This window comes from Candidatus Melainabacteria bacterium RIFOXYA2_FULL_32_9 (assembly GCA_001784615.1).
In the GTDB taxonomy this organism is placed as follows: Bacteria; Cyanobacteriota; Vampirovibrionia; order Gastranaerophilales; family UBA9579; genus UBA9579.
The window spans coordinates 37703-55340 of sequence record MFRQ01000025.1 but is presented as its reverse complement, the minus strand read 5'-3'; the positions used below and the strand labels follow the sequence as shown (position 1 = coordinate 55340).

15 protein-coding genes are annotated in these 17638 nt (G+C 31.4%); 6 read left to right on the top strand and 9 right to left on the bottom strand.

From position 1 onward, the window contains the following. Positions 1-53: 53 nt before the first annotated feature. A complete protein-coding gene (locus A2255_05630) occupies positions 54-1334 on the bottom strand; it encodes a Na+ dependent nucleoside transporter domain-containing protein (GenBank protein OGI22884.1) in 1281 nt (426 codons plus the stop codon). 204 nt (positions 1335-1538) lie between these two features. Beyond that, a complete protein-coding gene (locus tag A2255_05625) occupies positions 1539-3860 on the bottom strand; it encodes a hypothetical protein (GenBank protein OGI22883.1) in 2322 nt (773 codons plus the stop codon). A gap of 223 nt (positions 3861-4083) precedes the next feature. On the opposite strand from A2255_05625, the gene A2255_05620 reads away from it, so the two are divergent. After that, positions 4084-4614, top strand: coding sequence for a hypothetical protein (locus A2255_05620; GenBank protein OGI22882.1), 531 nt, complete (start codon positions 4084-4086; stop codon positions 4612-4614). Between the two features lie 2 nt (positions 4615-4616). Here the strand turns inward: A2255_05620 and A2255_05615 are convergent, their stop codons facing one another. From A2255_05615 to A2255_05600, 4 genes are all read right to left on the bottom strand, one after another. Further along, complete coding sequence (locus tag A2255_05615) at positions 4617-5186, bottom strand: hypothetical protein (GenBank protein ID OGI22881.1); 570 nt, start codon at positions 5184-5186, stop codon at positions 4617-4619. A 67-nt stretch (positions 5187-5253) separates the two neighbouring features. Beyond that, a complete protein-coding gene (locus A2255_05610; protein ID OGI22880.1) occupies positions 5254-6273 on the bottom strand; it encodes a hypothetical protein in 1020 nt (339 codons plus the stop codon). A gap of 24 nt (positions 6274-6297) precedes the next feature. Then, positions 6298-7320 (bottom strand): hypothetical protein, encoded by a 1023-nt coding sequence (locus A2255_05605; GenBank protein ID OGI22879.1) that lies wholly within the window; start codon positions 7318-7320, stop codon positions 6298-6300. 27 nt (positions 7321-7347) lie between these two features. Further along, positions 7348-8823 carry a hypothetical protein gene (locus A2255_05600; GenBank protein ID OGI22911.1) on the bottom strand — a complete coding sequence of 492 codons (1476 nt, stop codon included), beginning with the start codon at positions 8821-8823 and terminating at the stop codon, positions 7348-7350. A 182-nt stretch (positions 8824-9005) separates the two neighbouring features. On the opposite strand from A2255_05600, the gene A2255_05595 reads away from it, so the two are divergent. Continuing rightward, complete coding sequence (locus A2255_05595) at positions 9006-9890, top strand: sugar ABC transporter permease (GenBank protein ID OGI22910.1); 885 nt, start codon at positions 9006-9008, stop codon at positions 9888-9890. Between the two features lie 155 nt (positions 9891-10045). After that, on the top strand, positions 10046-10888 hold the full coding sequence (locus A2255_05590; protein OGI22878.1) for a sugar ABC transporter permease: 843 nt from the start codon (positions 10046-10048) through the stop codon (positions 10886-10888). A 327-nt stretch (positions 10889-11215) separates the two neighbouring features. On the opposite strand, the gene A2255_05585 is transcribed toward A2255_05590, so the two are convergent. Next, positions 11216-11434: a hypothetical protein gene (locus A2255_05585; protein OGI22877.1), complete on the bottom strand. Its 219-nt coding sequence runs from the start codon at positions 11432-11434 to the stop codon at positions 11216-11218. Positions 11435-11487: 53 nt separating this feature from the next. Then, positions 11488-11703, bottom strand: coding sequence for a hypothetical protein (locus tag A2255_05580; protein ID OGI22876.1), 216 nt, complete (start codon positions 11701-11703; stop codon positions 11488-11490). 79 nt (positions 11704-11782) lie between these two features. Here A2255_05580 and A2255_05575 point away from each other — a divergent pair, with 79 nt between their 5' ends. Next, positions 11783-11974, top strand: coding sequence for a hypothetical protein (locus A2255_05575; GenBank protein ID OGI22875.1), 192 nt, complete (start codon positions 11783-11785; stop codon positions 11972-11974). Between the two features lie 129 nt (positions 11975-12103). Here A2255_05575 and A2255_05570 read toward each other — a convergent pair whose 3' ends face one another. Beyond that, the gene (locus A2255_05570) at positions 12104-13549 is read right to left on the bottom strand and encodes a pyruvate kinase (protein OGI22874.1); all 1446 of its coding nucleotides are present in this window, start codon (positions 13547-13549) and stop codon (positions 12104-12106) included. Between the two features lie 147 nt (positions 13550-13696). Between A2255_05570 and A2255_05565 the strand changes: the two genes are divergently transcribed. Together A2255_05565 and A2255_05560 are read left to right on the top strand one after the other, a co-directional pair. Then, on the top strand, positions 13697-14983 hold the full coding sequence (locus tag A2255_05565) for a hypothetical protein (protein ID OGI22873.1): 1287 nt from the start codon (positions 13697-13699) through the stop codon (positions 14981-14983). Between the two features lie 21 nt (positions 14984-15004). After that, positions 15005-17611 (top strand): hypothetical protein, encoded by a 2607-nt coding sequence (locus tag A2255_05560; protein OGI22872.1) that lies wholly within the window; start codon positions 15005-15007, stop codon positions 17609-17611. Positions 17612-17638: the final 27 nt, after the last annotated feature.

The following is a 17638-nucleotide window of genomic DNA, read 5'->3' as shown; positions in this document are numbered from 1 at the left end:
AAAGAGTTTAAAACTCTTTTTTATAGTTTGAATATAATTCGTAAGTGAAAATATTAATTTAATATGCCAGCTATGGTTGCTGACATATAAGAAGCCATAGTTCCACAAATTAAAGCTTTTATACCCAATCTTGCTAAATCTTTCTTTCTATTGGGAGCTAATTCTCCGATACCACCAATTTGTATTGCAATTGAGCTAAAATTTGCAAATCCGCATAAAGCAAAACTTGCTATAACTATAGATTTTGGAGAAAGAGCAGATTCTTTAATAAGAGGAATAAGATCTGTATAAGCTACGAATTCATTTATAACCATTTTAGTACCCATCAAAGCTCCAACAGAGTGTGCTTCATTCCAGGGGACACCCATTAACCATGCAAATACAGAAAATACAGTACCAAAAATATCTTTAATACCCAAATGTTGTAAATCAAGTCCAATAAAATCAAGAGAAAGGCCAATAATTGCCAGATGTTTACCTGCAAACCCGGTAAAAGCATCTAACATTGCAATTAATGCAATAAAACCTACTAACATTGCAACCACGTTTATTGAAATTTTCATTCCGTCACTTGCACCATGAGCTGCCGCATCTATTAAGTTGATACTTGTTTTTTTAATATCTAATTTAACCTCACCTTTGGTTTCAGATTCTTCTGTTTCAGGATAAACAATTTTTGAAACTACAAGAGCTCCTGGAGCAGCCATAATACTAGCGGCAAGTAAATACTCAGCAGGAACACCCATAGATATATAAACAGCCATTACACCACCTGCTATACAAGCCATGCTTCCTGCCATAGAAGCAAGTAACTCTGACATAGTCATGCCAGATACATATGGTTTAATCATAATCTGTGCTTCTACTTGTCCAACAAAAGCGCTAGCTGCGTTTGATAGGGCTTCACTACCACTTACTCCCATTAATTTGTGTACAAGTTTAGCTACAACGGAAATAATCCTTTGCATTAAACCTATATGATAAGAAATACTCACAAGAACAGCGATAAAAATCACTGATATTGTCAGCTGAAATACAAATAAATATCCCTGTCCCGGTCCAAAAGTTTGCTCAACTAAAGGTACATTAACTAGTGGCCCAAAAACAAATTCTCCACCTTCCAAAGCATAATCAAGCAGTTTTTTTACCACATATCCTAGAAAAGCAAATATTTTTTGACCAAGAGGAACTTTAAGAATAAATACAGCAAGGGATATCTGAATTAATAATCCTGAAATTACTAATCTCCAGTTAATAGCCTTTTTATTATTAGATAAAAGATAAGCAATCCCTAATATTGCGATAATTCCAAAAATTCCAAAAAATCTATCCACACCAAGCCCCTAACTTTACTTTGTAATTTAACAATATTGTACTGGAAAAGGGCTGAAAAATTACACGATAATCTAGAAAATATTAATTTTTAAAAATATTAGGTGATTTATATCACTTAACTTAAGTTAACGCTTAATGTCTTTGTAGTTGATAAACTTAGCTTAAAATTATCAGTTAGCGTTGGAACGCTACTAAAACATTATTTAAAATGCTTCGGAAACGGGATCTCTGTTAATGCAGTCCATTGCTATACCGGCTGTTTCAGCTAATTGTTTTGGGACATTAGGCAGGTTAGCTAATTGTCTTAAGAGATCTATAGAACGCTTAAACGTTCTTACAAGGTCTCCTTCACCAATTTCAAGATTTTTAATAAGTTCTTCCCATTCTCCTCCGTTAGCCCAAAATTCAATTAATGGTGAAAAATGTGGATTCAAAAGTATAGGAGTATTAACATCATGCTTCTTTTGAGCTTTCCATACTTTTTTTACTACTTCTCTGGATTCTATAATTGCTTTTCTAGCTTTTCCACTTAATTGGAATCTTGTATATAACTGAGTTCTCGGTTCTTCAGTAACAATAGCACAAATAACAGATGCTAATTCAGCATGAGATAAACCATCCAAAATTCCACTTAAGATAAGTTCTGCAAAGAATAATTCATTTTCTGATCTTATAGATGCAGTCATGACACCTTTTTCAGTAGGATATTTATCAACAAGATATTCTAAATCTTCTAAAACACTCATTAAATTAACAAATTGTCTCCAATAAATATCTCTTTCATATTCTATTTGTTCATTTACTTTTTTACTGCGACGTTCAAATCTTTCTGAAATATCAAGATTTCTAATATGTTTTTTATATTGTTTACACTGATTACATTTAGTTTTTTCTAGCTGCCTTAAAAGATCTTTAGTTTTGTTTTCATATTCAATAACTTCAGGAGATCCTTTTCTTCCGGCTTCTTTTGCTTGTTTTCTCAGGGTATTTGTAATTTTTCTATATTGTATATAAGTGTTCTTAAGTTTGTTATAGCTTATTAAATCTTCTTCTGTTAAACGATAAGGACAATTAATGTTTTTTAGCTCATCAATTGTTTCATTAATTTTTTCTTGTTCTCGAATCAAGAGTTTTAATCTTTCAGTAGAACTGTAATATCCGAAACTCTTAAGAATCAATTCTCTGGCATCTTCTACAGTAAATCTTTGAAGAAGATTTAAAACCATAGAATAGCTTGGAGTGAATTTGCTTTCAAGAGGATCAGAAGCAGATGAAGCTAAAATACCAACTTCCTCAGGTGATTGAAATGGAGTTCCAACAACAGTAACATAGCCAACTTCATCCATGCCACGTCTTCCGGCTCTTCCTGACATCTGTAAAAACTCACTAGCTGTTAAAATTCTATGACCTTCATCAGTTCTTTTACTGATAGAACTTATTACAGTACTTCTTGCTGGCATATTTATACCGGCAGCAAGTGTTTCTGTTGCAAATACAACCTTAATTAAGCCATGTTGGAATAGTTTTTCAATTAGAACTTTCCAGCCCGGAAGTAATCCGGCATGATGGCTTGCTACTCCTGAATAAATATATTCTAAATACTTATGTTTGCCTAAATAAGGATTATCTAGAATATATTCATCTATAATCTGTAAAAGTCTTTTCTCTTCAAACTTATTCAGAAGTCTTAATTTTGAACATTCAGCCATATTTTCATCACATTTTTTTCTGCTAAAAGTGAAATATATGGCAGGAAGCATATCTTTTTCGTGTAAAATTTCTACTAATTGAGAAACAGGAGCTTCTTTAACTCTTTTAACAAACTTTGGTTTAGGTTTTTCGGCCTTTATTTTTGAATTTAATTTGCCCCCTGGTGAGAAAAGAGGTAGAATATCATCCAATTTTGATGGTGAATAATAAAAATGTCTTAACGGTACAGGTCTAAAATCACTATTTACAAGCGCTGTCTTTCCATGAACAGTATTAATCCATTCTGTAAGTTTGTCTGCATTTGCAATAGTGGCAGAAAGGGCAACTATTTGAATATTATTGGGGCTATAAATTATGCTTTCTTCCCAAACAGTACCCCTTTGTTCATCATTCATATAATGGACTTCGTCTAAGACAACATATTGAACATTTCTAAGATTTTCCTCGATACGTCCCAGATTTGTTCCATAAAGCATATTTCTAAAGACTTCAGTTGTCATTACAACAATCTGAGCATCTCTGTTGATAGAAATATCTCCTGTTAGCAGGCCGACTTTACTTTCACCGTAAGTTCTTGAAAAGTCATTGAATTTTTGGTTACTAAGGGCTTTAAGAGGAGTTGTATAAAATATTCTTTTATTTGTTCCTAAAACTTTTTTAACTGCATATTCAGCTATAACTGTTTTACCGGCACCTGTTGGAGCACAAACAACCACGCTTTTACCAGTATTAATATGCTTAATAGCTTCAAGCTGAAAATCATCCAACTTAAAACCAAACTCTTTTTCAATCTGTTTTATTTCATTCTCATTCATTCTTCTAATTTTAGCACTTATCCTTTCTAAATACATAGAATAAATAATAAAAGAACGTAACAAGAAGCTGGATTTAGCTAAAATAATATTTTAACTACTTTTTATGCTTATAACCATTGCTATTTATACTTCATAAAAAATCTTAAAAAATTAAATTAAATATGCAATTTTTGTTTTATTTTGTTTTTATTAATAAAGATTATAAAAACAAGGATAAAACAAAGTGATTCTACAGGATTTTTCCAACAACAAATATATATATCCAAAAAATAATTTAAAAAATAACAGTCAAAATATTAATATTTCAAAAAATATTAATACAAATCAGACTTATCCAGTTAGTTTTGAAGGTTATATTTATGTACGTAGAAAAAACACTCCTTTTTTTCCTGAAACACTAACAAAACTTTATCCAGATAAAGAAATAAATTTTCAAATAAAAGAAACACACAATCGTTTTTATACGACCCAGCACGCTGAAGAAAGAATGAAAGAGAGAAACGTTTCAGTAAAAGACATACAAGATACGATAACCTGTGGACAAATTTATGAAGATAGAAAAAATCCTGGACAAATTGATTATAGTTATAAGCAACCAGATAAAAATAGAACTTTACTTATTCCTACGTATAAATCAACAGTTATAACAGTTATCCCTAAAGATCAAGATTATATGCGTCATAATACGAGAAGGTATAATAGAATAACGAATCTTGAAGAGGCTAGAAATAATAGATTTGAAAAAACAGGATAAAACTATACTTTCAAAATTTGGAACAATGTTGAGAAAAATCCTATTGTCCAGTAAAAAGTCAGAAAACCTCCAAGAGAGGGAATAATAAGTAAAGTTAGAGTTTTTCCAAAAGATAATTGATATGTTTTGATAATAGCTTTAATAACTAAAACCACAACCCATAACCAAACAAGTAATCCTAAAAATATAGCAAATATATCAGCTAATAATCCAGCTGTTTTTAATAATTCTATCGGGCCAAGAAATACCCAGGGAATTAAAGCAAAAGCTGAAAGAGTTAAAAATATCTTGATTTTGCCTGATTGGCCAAAAATACTTGCTACCAAATCAAGGAAAAAAGCAAAGAATAACCAGCTTAATAAGCCAAAAAGTAAAGCTCCAAATATACTGAGACTTAACCATATTAAAGTAGCAGTCCCATCAAAAGTTTTAAAATTTAAAACAGGATTTAATATACTAATGAATAAAACTATTAAAAATCCTTGAAAAAGAGGCGGATTTTCACGTAAATTATCAAAAGTCTTATCAGGTGAGAATAAAAGTCCATAAAAGCTGTCTAAAAAGTTGTTCATAGTTTAAGTAGTGCTCCTAAAACATCAAACGTTAACTTTAAAAATAGGTGATATTGTCACCCATGGTTTACTCCCATACAAATAAAGGTTGATGAGGATATTTTGAGCTTAAAGGAATTAATGATGAGGTTAAATCTTTTTTAGGCATAATAGATTCTGAAACCCCAAAAAGAAGTCCGCCAAATCCTGAAGGTACGTTATATTGTACAAGAGGAATTTCATCACGTAATCCTTTAAATTTTGCTTTTGCCATTTTTGTTACAGCTTCATGAGATTCGTGTAAACCTCCTAATTGATCAACAAAACCTAATTTTTGAGCTTGCTCTCCTGTAAGAATTCTTCCATCAGCATATTTTCTTAATGTATCAACAGTTAAAACAGCTTTCTTTACATCATAATTATCTGTTCTTTTTACTCTCCCTTGAATTATGGCATTTACAAATTGTTGATAAGTAGAGTTAATTATATTTTGAAGTAAATTTCTTTCATCGGGTAATATTGGCCTATAAGGAGAAGCCAGGTCTTTATATTTACCACTTTTTACAACGTTTGCTTGAATTCCAAGCTTTTGATTTAAAAGTTCTTGAACATTAAAAGTATTTATAATAACGCCAATACTGCCTGTTAAAGTTCCAGGTTCTGCAAAAATTCTATCAGCAGCGCTGGCTATGTAATAACCGCCACTTGCAGCTAAATCTACCATTGATACTACGACAGGTTTTTTCTTTCTTAATCTTAATATAGTATTATAAACTTCCTGAGACATAGCTACGGTACCACCGGGGCTGTCAATTCTAAGAAGAACTCCTTTTACAGAATCATCATTAATAGCCCTTCTTAAAGACTTTAAAACACTTTCTGCTGAAGTCATATCTCCTAATACTCCACCGGATGATTCATAAGAAATAGGACCTTGTAAAGTTATCAATGCTATTTTATTGCCTCCAGGCATGCCAAAGAAGTTAGAACTTTCTTGAGCGTTTTCTACTTTAGCTTTTTTAGGAGCGACAATTGTATTAACAGTTCCTACAAGAATACTGAATAAACATAAACCTATTATTATAAGTGCAAGAATTCTGGTATTCATATATTATTCCTTTTCCTCAGCTTATTAAGCAATTAGTTTTTCAAATTTTGAAAGTTGAGAATTTGTTCCGAGTGTAATTAAATAGTCTCCTGCTGTCATTACAGTATCTGGCGTTGGATTAGTTATAAACTCACCGTCTCTCCTTATTGCAATTATGATAACACCGGTTCTTTGTCTGAGTTCAGAAGATATAATAGTTTGATTTTCCAAAGGGGAACCGTGTTTTAATTTGAACTGTTCCATTTTTAATTCTAGTTCATGACCTTTAGTATGCATTACCACATCTAAAAAATCAACAACCAGGGGCTTAATTACAGAAGATACCATTCTTCTTGCGCTAATTTCGTATGGAAGTATTATAGTTGTTGCTCCAGCTTTCTTAAATTTATGTTCATTAGAAGCTTTGATACATCTTGATACTATTGTAAGTTTAGGATTTAAGCTTTTTGCTGATACTGTTAGATACAAATTATCAACATCATCACTTAAAGCACAAAATAAACCCTTTGCCTTTGTTATTTCAGCCTTTTCTAAAACACTGTCTTCTGTTGCATCACCAACAATGTAATTAATATTTAAGCCTTGAGCTGTTGTTTCAAAGTCAGGATCTTTATCAATAACCACGAACTCAAGTTTGCAGTTTTTTAACTGATTAACTATTTCAGATCCTGTTCTTCCATAGCCGCAAACAATGTAGTGATCTTTCAATTTTTTTAATCTTGTTTCCATTTTTCTCTTACTCAATACTTTTCCAAAATTAACAAAGAGAATGTATTCTGCGAATTCAGCAACAATATATAAGAATAACATTACTCCAAATAATATGTATATTATAGTGAATATTTTACCTGTTGTTGAAAGTGGGCCTATAAGACCATAACCAACCGTAGTCAATGTTTCAACACTCATAAAAAGAGCATCTAAAGGTTCCCATCCCTCTATTTTCATATAACTAACAGTTCCAAAAATAATTAGAACAATTAAAATTCCAATAGGCCTTAAAACAAGAGAAATTAAAGATATTCCTTTATTATTTTGTGAATTCATGAATTATTTATCCAAAATATAAATTTCTTATGAAATACTGCCGGTTTTTAATTTTTCCAGGTTTTCTTTAAGGATTTTTAGCATAGTGTTTTGATAGTTATCACAATTTTCCTGAGTTGAACCTTCAAATCTTAAAGTAAAAGTAGGTTCAGTGTTACTCTGCCTGATTAAAGCAAAACCACCGTTAAATACAATCCTTAAACCATCTATAGTTATAATTTTTTCAATTTTTGAACCAAACATATCTGGATTATTGTCTATTTCTTTTGCTAAGTTCTCAAGAACCTTTGTTTTTAATTCGTTAGGACATGGATTTCTTACTTCCCTTGAAGTATAAGCCTTAGGTAAGTTATCAATTAATTCAGATACTTTAAAATTAGGGTTTTTAGCTTTATTTTTAGCAGCTATTTCAATAAATCTGCAACCTGCATAAACGGCGTCATCATGCCCAAAGAAACGGTCTTTAAAGAATATATGGCCACTCATTTCTCCTGCGAGAATTGCGTTTTCTTCTTTCATTTTGGTTTTTATGTAGGCATGGCCTGTTTTCCACATTATTGCCTGTCCGTTATTTCTATTTATTTCATCAAATAATATTTGTGAGCATTTAACTTCTGAGATGAATACAGGTTTTTTATCTGTTTGTTGAGAATTTTCTAAAATATCAAGAGCAAAAAGAAGCAACAACTGATCTCCAGGTATGCTATATCCGGTATTATCAATTATTCCGACTCTATCAGAATCACCATCAAAAGCAATTCCAAAATCTGCATCAACTTCAGCAATTTTTTCTTTTAACAAAACAAGATTTTTTTCGTTAGATGGATCAGGATGGTGATTTGGGAAATTACCATCTGGTTTTGAGTAAATATCAATAACCTCACAGCCCAGTTTTCTGTATAACTCAGGTGCAACAACTCCACCTGTTCCATTTCCACTGTCTACGACAACTTTTACCCCTTTTCCGATTTCACCAAAAGAGTTAAAAACAAAGTTTATATAATCAGGCACCAGATTGTATTTTTTGTATATTCCTGGTCTGGAATTGTTTGAAAATTGACCTTTTTTTGTAATTTCTCTTAATTCAACAATTTCTTCTTCTGATAAAGATTGTTTATTGCAGGTCATTTTAAGACCGTTATATTCTGGCGGGTTATGGCTTGCAGTTACTATAAGAGAGCCTACTAAACCAGAAACCCCTTCTTTGTTAAAGTCATTATACTCGGAAAAATAACCAAAAGGAGTGGGTGCTATTCCTATATCAATAACATTCACACCACTTGATAATAGTCCTTTTATAAGCGCATCTGTTAGTTCAGGAGAATGTAATCTTGCATCCTGTGCTACGCTTACCCAAAAATTTACATCACCAGATAAAGACAGTTTTTTTCTTACATACTCAGCATATGCTTTGCCAACCTGTTCAAATAGTTCAGGTGTAATAGCACTTCCAACAAGGCCCCTTAAATCATTTTTTCCAAAAGCTTGGTCGTTAAATTGCATACCCACTTTAAAAACCTTTCCCACAAAGTCAATTTAATTTAATGATAAACAATAAAACAGTAAAAATCCAGAAAAGTTTTTCTCGTATTTTAGATCAATAATATAAAAAATTATATAATGATAATGTAGCTGATTTTTTAGAGTTTTTTATAAAAAGAGAATTAAGAAGATTGTTGGAAGTAATTAAAAATAAAATATCGGAAATTTCATCTAAAGATTTATTCTGGGCATGGTTGTTTATTTTACCTGCCTTTATTGGGACTTTGATTTTTATTATTATTCCTGTTTTTGGGTCTTTTGGAATAAGTTTAACAAAATGGAATCTTATTGGAAGCCCGAAATTTGTTGGTTTAGATAATTATATAGAGTTATTTCAGAATCCCGTTTTTTATGAAGTACTCTGGAATACTTTTTATTATGCTTTTATAACAACTATATTTGGAATAATACTTCCTCTTATTATTGCAGTAGCTATTGATAGAAAAATAAAAGGTACAACTTTCTTTAAAACAGCATACTTTTTACCGTTTATTACACCTATGATTGTTGTTGCAATTGTATGGGCATGGATTTTTGATCCTAATTACGGGATTCTAAACTGGATTTTAGGGGTTGGTGACAAGATAACCTGGCTTTATGATAAGAATTTTGCCATGCCGGCTATTATTTTAGTCAGTATCTGGAAAAATATTGGCTATAATATGGTAATTTTCCTTGCAGGTTTGCAGGCAATACCTGAATCTGTAAATGAAGCTGCTGAGATTGATGGAGCGGTTGGGGTAAAGAGATTTTTTACAATAACATTGCCCATGTTGAGTCCGACAATATTCTTTGTTTCAATTATGACAACCATATCTTCTTTTCAAGTCTTTGATTTAATATACCTGATGACAGAAGGTGGGCCTGAAAATTCGACCATGGTAATGGTTTACTGGCTTTATAAAAATGCCTTTGAATATTTTAAATTAGGTACAGCTTCAGCTATAGCGTATATTCTATTTATGATTATACTGGTATTGACTTTAATTCAATGGGTTACAAGAAAAAGATGGGTAATGAATGAGTAATTGTAAATATAAAAGTTCTATTGTCATTGCGAGGAACGCAGTGACGAAGCAATCTTACCTATTGGGTATTATTGCTATAAGTTGTAATCTAGAAAGATTGCCACGTCGGAGCTTCGCTCCTCCTCGCAATGACAAGGGATAAATAGGAAAGATTGATGATTAATAAACTAAAAAAACTTAATATAAAAGAAATTATTGCATATTTGATACTAACAATTGGTGCGGTGTCAATGCTTGTGCCATTTTTATGGATGGTGGCTACGTCTTTTATGGGACAAAAGCAGATTTTTAGCTATCCACCTGCTTTAATGCCAAATCCATTTATCATAAGCAATTATTATAATGTTACAAAAGTAATCCCTGTTGCTCAATACTTCTTTAATAGTGCTTTTGTTGCGATTTTAACTACTGTAGGACAAGTTATAATTGCCTCTATGGCTGCTTATGCTTTTGCAAGATTAAAATTTAAAGGCAGAGATGCTTTATTCTTAATATTACTTGCTACTATGATGATTCCTCCCCAGGTTAATATCGTCCCATTATTTTTTGTAATGAGAGAATTGCATTGGATAAATACTTATCAGGCTCTTATAGTACCAGGTTTATTTGGTGGTTTTGGGATTTTCCTATTAAGACAGTGGTTTAAAGGTTTACCTGCTGATTTAGAAGATGCAGCGAAAATTGATGGATGCAATCCTCTTCAAACTTACTGGAAAATAGCCATGCCGCTTGCACTTCCTGCCATTGCTACTTTAGGAATTTTTACTTTTATTACTACCTGGAACAGTTTTATGTGGCCATTAATTGTGACTAATTCAGACACAATGAGAACACTGCCAGTTGGACTTGCTGTATTTAAGGGAAGTTTTAGAGAAACAACCGAGTGGGGACAATTGATGGCATGTGCTCTTATTGCTGTAATACCTGTTGTTGGAGTATTTTTACTTGGTCAAAAATACTTTATTAAAGGTATTATGATGGGTGGGGTCAAAGAGTAAAGAAAGTAAATTACTAAATAAGAAGAGAGAAGAAAATTCTGATAAAAATAGCTTACGGATGCCGAAGCGTCAATAATATCTTGTAGGACTTTTGTTTGAGCCTGCTTTGCAGGCGAGTTAAGTCCGGCGTAGGTATTATTTAACAATCGAGCTTCGAGCAGCCGTTACTGTAAGTGGGTTTTTGTTTCTTTTTGGTACTTTTTCTTTATTTTTGTTATAGGTAAAAATAAAGAAAAAGTACATGAATAGTGCTCTACAATATTATAAATAAAAGAATTACTTTAAAAAGAGAACTTCTTAGGCCATCTATTTCCATGAACTCTAATGTTATTTAGAATTTTCTCTATCAATGAGTTCGATTTTGTAGCCTAAAATTTCTGCAATAACTTCAAATTCCTCAAAACGTAACGTTCTTTTTGATAATTTATTAGAAAGGTTTTGCCTGGAATATTTTTTACCGGTAAATTCAGTCATTCTTGAGGCTAATTCTGTTATTGTCATATTTCTTTTTAATAGAAGAATTTTTACTTGTTCTCTTGCAGGCATTTCGAACCTCAAAAATATTATATATAGATAATTAATATGATAATATGGGTTTTTCAGTTATTTTGAATTTTTTCAAATTGTATTTTATAGCCTAAAATTTTTGCTATAAGTCTAGCTTCTTCAAATTTAAGCGTTTTTCTTGATAATTTTTGAGAAAGATTATGCATAGAATAATTTCTGCCTGTTTCTGCTGTCATTTTTCGAGCAATATCAGTCAATGTAGAGTTCTCTATAGCTAATAAAACTTTTATTTGTTCCCTTATATTCATAATTTTATATTGACACAATTTAAAGGGAAAGATAATATAATCATTATAAAGCTGATTAATTATACAGAAAGCTGATATTATGCAACAAAACTTAACTGATAAAATATATCAGGAATTAGATATGATTCGCCTTTTATCAAAGATGTCCCATTTTGCCATACAAAGTGAAGCAGAGAATATTGATCAGGATAGTTTTATGCTGGTTTTTGAAGATATAGAGAAACGATGCTGGCAAGTATCAGAACTTATAGAGATTTTAAAAGTAAATTAAAATCTCTTTAGAATCTATCCGAAAATTCAAAAAATGATGCTTAGAGATTGCTTCACAAGATCGATTTTTACAAATATCCCAGCTGAAAGGTTCGCAATGACAGCAAAAATTTATTTGTCCGATAGGTTCTTAATACATAATCCCAGCAGCGCCGATTTGATGTAGTCTTATAAAATTAGTTTTACCTGCAGCTAAATATGGTAATCCTCCGGTGATAATAACCTTGTCGCCGGCATTTAAAAAGGTCTCTTTTATGAGCATTTTATCCAAGTTTTTAAGTGTTTCCTCTGTAAAGCTTTTTCCAAAGTCCATTTTATAAGGAAAGACACCCCAAAAAAGATTTAATCTCCTGCAAATTTTTTCATTATCTGATAAAGCAATTATCGGAACAGATGGTTTTTCTTTTGATAAAAGTCTTCCTGTAAAACCTGATCTTGTAAAAGCAATAATTGCACTAATTTCTATTTCTGATAACATTCTTACTACTGCTGTTGCAATAGCTTGAGATTCTACTTCGTAAACTTCTCCTTGTCCCCAGAGAGAAACATTATGTTTGTAAATATTACTTTTTTCTGTGTCTTTTGCTATTGAACTCATCATATTTACAGTTTCTACAGGATATTTTCCAATAGCTGTTTCACCTGATAACATAATTGCATCTGAACCATCAAGAATAGCATTAGCAACATCACTTGCTTCAGCTCTTGTTGGAGTAAGCTGTGTTATCATAGATTCAAGCATTTGAGTTGCTGTAATTACAGCTTTTCGTCTGCAATTTGCTGTACATATTAATCGTTTCTGGACCAAAGGCACATATTCAGGTGATATCTCTATTCCTAAATCGCCCCTTGCGACCATAATTCCGTCTGATGCTGAAATTATATCTTCAAGATTATCAAGGGCTTGAGGCTTTTCTATTTTTGCAATAACAGGGATATCCCCACCAAATTTATGTATATAATCTTTTGCTGTAGTTATATCAGCTTTTGATCTGACAAAAGATAAAGCAAAGTAGTCAACATCGTGTTCTATTCCAAATTTTATGTAATCAATATCTTTATCTGTGATAGCAGGTAAGTTTATTGACTCTTCTGGGATATTTACCCCTTTTCTAGAGATTAATGTTCCGCCATGAATAACATTGGCTTTTATCGAATCAATTGAGGTTGATAGGACTTTAAGGTGTATTTTTCCATCGTCGAGAAGAATTCTGTCATTTTTTTTAACATCATTTACTATGCCAGGATAATCAACAGGAATTACATCAAGTTTATCCGTTTCCATAGATGGAATTATAGTTATTTCCTGATTATCCTTAAGTTCAATTGGTTCTTTTAAATTCCCAACTCTAATTTTAGGTCCCTGAAGGTCAAGAATTATAGCTATATATTCATCTAGAGATTTAGAAACTTTCCTGATTATTTCAATACTGCTGGCATGTTCTTCTTTTGTACCGTGAGAAGAGTTTATTCTAAATACTTTTGTCCCTGCTTTAATAAGATCGTTAATTTTATCTTCTGTATTAGAAGCAGGTCCAATAGTTGCAATTATTTTAGTTCTTGTTGAATATTCCATTATAACCTCAGATATAAATATCGATAGAAACTTATTATCAGTATATGATATATTAGTCGATCATTTTAAAAAAGTTATAAAAATTTATGGGTGATAATATCACCTAACTCAAGTTAACATTTGATGTTTTAGGAGCATTAATAAAGAATGTTTAAGCTTTATAAAGCTGATTGGATTTTGCCTGCAAATGGGCAAATAATTGAAAAGGGTGCTGTTTTAGTTAAAGATAGCAAGATTTTTGATGTAATTAATCAGAATGATCCAAGAAATTTTGAAAATACTGATGAAATCATAGACTATGGAAAAGCTGTAATTACACCGGGCTTTATTAATCTGCATACACATTTACAATTTACCAATTTAACAACAAATATTGATCAAATTAGTAATTATAATATACAAAATCAATCCCCAGGTGTTTTTATAAACTGGATAACAGAGTTAATAAGCCAGTATTCAAAATGGAATATGTCTCAAAAAATCAATTCTCTCCAAAAAGGGATAGAAGAGGCTCTTTTATCAGGGACAACCTGTGTTGCACAAATATCTAAAGAGCCTGAATTCTTTGATATATTTAATACCAGCAAAATTAGAACATATCTTTTTTTGGAAACGTTCTCGAATAATGAAGAATCAAGTAATGTAGAATTCAAAAGCTTAAAAGAAAAAATCAATATAATTCAACAAAATAAGTCTGAATTAGTAAATTTTGGAATTTTTCCACATTCAATTTATAATGTTCATCCTGTGTTATGGAAAAAAATATCAGAATTTGCTTGTGAGAATGATGTTTTAATTCAGACACATTTAGCAGAATCACAAGCAGAAATGGATTGGCTTAAATATGGTTATTCTGATATTGATTTAATTCATAAACTTGTTGGCTGGGATAAAATAACTCCAAGTAAAATCAATATAAATCCGGTTCAATATCTTGAGAAATTGGGTATATTAGAAATTTTAAACGGTAATTTAATTCTTGCGCATCTAAATCAACTTCAAGAAGAATTTTTTGAAAAGCTATCAGAATTCGATATTAAAATAGCTCATTGTCCTAGAAGTAATATAATTTTACACAATAAAACAATTGATATTGATAAAATCCTGAAATTACACAACTTATTCGATAAAATAGGGGTTGGAACTGACAGCAAATTCAGTAATTATGATTTAAGTTTAATTAACGAGGCTAGATTTATTAAAAATAGTACAGGTTTGGATTCATTAAAACTGCTTGATATGTTAACAATAAATGCAGCTAAAATATTAAAGCTTGATGATAAAATAGGTAGCCTAGAAAAAGATAAAGAAGCAGATTTTCTGGTTTTTGAGCTTGATAATAATGAAACATACATGGATTTTATAGAAAAAAAGGGCCCTAATATGGTTTATATCCAAGGAAATCAAATAACTAAAAGTAAAAGATTAGTTTAATATTTTAAAACGGTATTTATAATGGTTTTTAGTCATAAAACAACTGAATATAAACTGGATAATGGTTTGAAAGTTTTATTTCAAAACCATCCTTGTTCTCCTTCAGCTACTTTCATGGTCTGGTATAAAGTTGGATCCAGAAATGAAACACCTGGTAAAACAGGTATCTCTCACTTTTTAGAACATTTGAGCTTTAAGAAAACAGAATTTTTTGACAATGGGCAGGTTGTAGCTGAAATAACCAGGAATGGCGGAGCTTTTAATGCCTTTACCTCAAGGGATTTTACCAGTTATTATGAATCTTTTGCTACAAATAAGCTTGAACTTGCAATGATTATTGAATCACAAAGAATGCACAAACTGATTTTACAGGAAGATGATAGGGAAAAAGAAGTTGGCGTGATTTTATCAGAGTTAGAAAAAAATCTTGATAACCCCTATAGTGTACTCGAAGTTGGTTTAAGGGAAAAAGCTTACATCCATCATCCGTATAAGAACCCTATTATAGGCTGGGAAGAAGATATAAAGTCTATTACACTTGATGATTTAAACGAGTATTATAATAATTTTTATGCCCCAAATAACGCTACGATAGTAGTTGTAGGAAATTTTGATCAAAAACAAACTCTTGAGTTGATTAAAAAACATTTTGGCTCAATTCCTCCAAAAGAAATCAACTATAAAATTACAAAAGAGTCTCCTCAAAAAAGCACAAGAAGAACAATAATCAAAAAGCCAGGAAGCAGCCCTATAGTTAAGCTGGCTTACCATATTCCATCAGCTCAAAATAAAGATATCTTCCCCCTTATAGTCTTTAGTGAAATGTTAAATATTGGTGTTAGCGGTAGAACATACCAATCTTTAGTCGAAACACAAATTGCTACTGATATAAGTGTGAGTGCTGAAGTATCAAAAGATCCGGGGTTATTTACTATAATAGCTACATTATTTCCCGGTATCAGCCATAAAGAAGCAGAAAAAAGAATTTTAAACGAGATAAATAGCATTATAGATAGTAGACCACCAACAAAAGATGAAATAGAAAAAACTAAAAGGCGTATTACTTCAAGTTTTGAATTTAATAGAGACGGTACTTATAAGCTTGCGTATTTATTAGGGTATTATGATACCGTAGATACGTATAAATTTGTTGATAATTACGTTGACAATATCCAAAAAGTAACTATCGATGAGATTAAAGATGCTGTTAAAAATTATCTTGATATATCAAATGCAACAATAGCGGATTTTATTCCTTCTCATGCAGAACCTAAAAAGTTCGTTGCTACTTACGATTACACTCCACATGAGACAATACATCATATATATAAAACCCCTCCAATATTAATAGAGGATAAGATTACGGCTGCTCCTATAAGTTTTTCTAAAAAGACGCTAAATAATGGTATGAAAGTTCTGTTTACTGAAAATAAAACTAGCAATACAGTAAAATTATACGGAACAATCTATGCCGGGAATATGTTTTCTTCTCTGGTTAATCCTGCTTTACCTTCTGTATGCGGTGGCATGTTAAATAGAGGATCAAAAGGAAAATCTAAGTTTGAAATAGCAGATGAAGTTGAAAGTAGAGGAGCTTCAGTTGGCATTAGTAATATAGGGGAAGCTGTTAATTTTTCTTTATCTTCTACAACTAACGATTTTCCTTTTATTTTAGATATTTTGGCAAAGATTTTGATGGAGCCTTCTTTTCCTGAGGATGAATTTGATAAATATAAACATCTTTCAATAGCTGGAATGAGGCAGAAAAAATATATTCCAGCCTATCTTGCAAGGTTAGCATTCAGTCAAATGGTGTATCCAAGACATCATGTGCTTTATTCTTATGCTTTTAGTACTCAAGAAAAACAGATTAAGCAAATTACACTTGATGATGTCAGGAGTTTTTATGAGACTTTTTATTCATCAAATACTGTAATACTTGGAATAGCAGGAAACTTCAAAGCTGAAGAAGTTTTTAAGTTGGTCGAGGAAAGATTTGGGCACTGGGAACCCAAGAAAATGCCCGAACCACAAATTAAAAGAATATCTTTACAGAAAAAATATAAAGAAAAAGCAATCTTTGTAGAAGGCAAAACAGAAGCAGAAGTGATTTTTGGTCACTTTGGAAATTTGGCTAGAAAAGATCCTGATTTTCATAAAGCTACAGTTATGAACTTTATTCTTGGAGGAAGTGGAGCACTATCTAGCAGAATAGGTAAAAGAATCAGAGAGGATTTAGGGCTTGTTTATAGTATTTCCTCAGGATTTAATGCTCTTATGATTCCAGGTTCCTGGTCAGTTAGATTTGGTGTTGATACGCATTATGCAGATATAACCATACAGGCTTTAAAAGAAGAACTAGTGAGATTTATTGAGGAAGGTATTACAGATAGTGAGCTCGATCTTGCCAAATCCTGTTTAATAGGATCATATCCGTTAAGGTTTGCAAATAACAGCGGAATAGCAAAGTCTTTATTAATAAATGAATTCTATGAACTTGGGGACAATTATTTAAATGAATATCCGTCTATAATAGGTGAAATTACTAAGGAAGATGTAAATCAAGCTGCAAAAAAATACATACATCCTGAAGTTGCATCTGTGGTTAAAGCCGGAAATTTTAAATAAAAAGGTTTGAAATAGATATATAGTTTT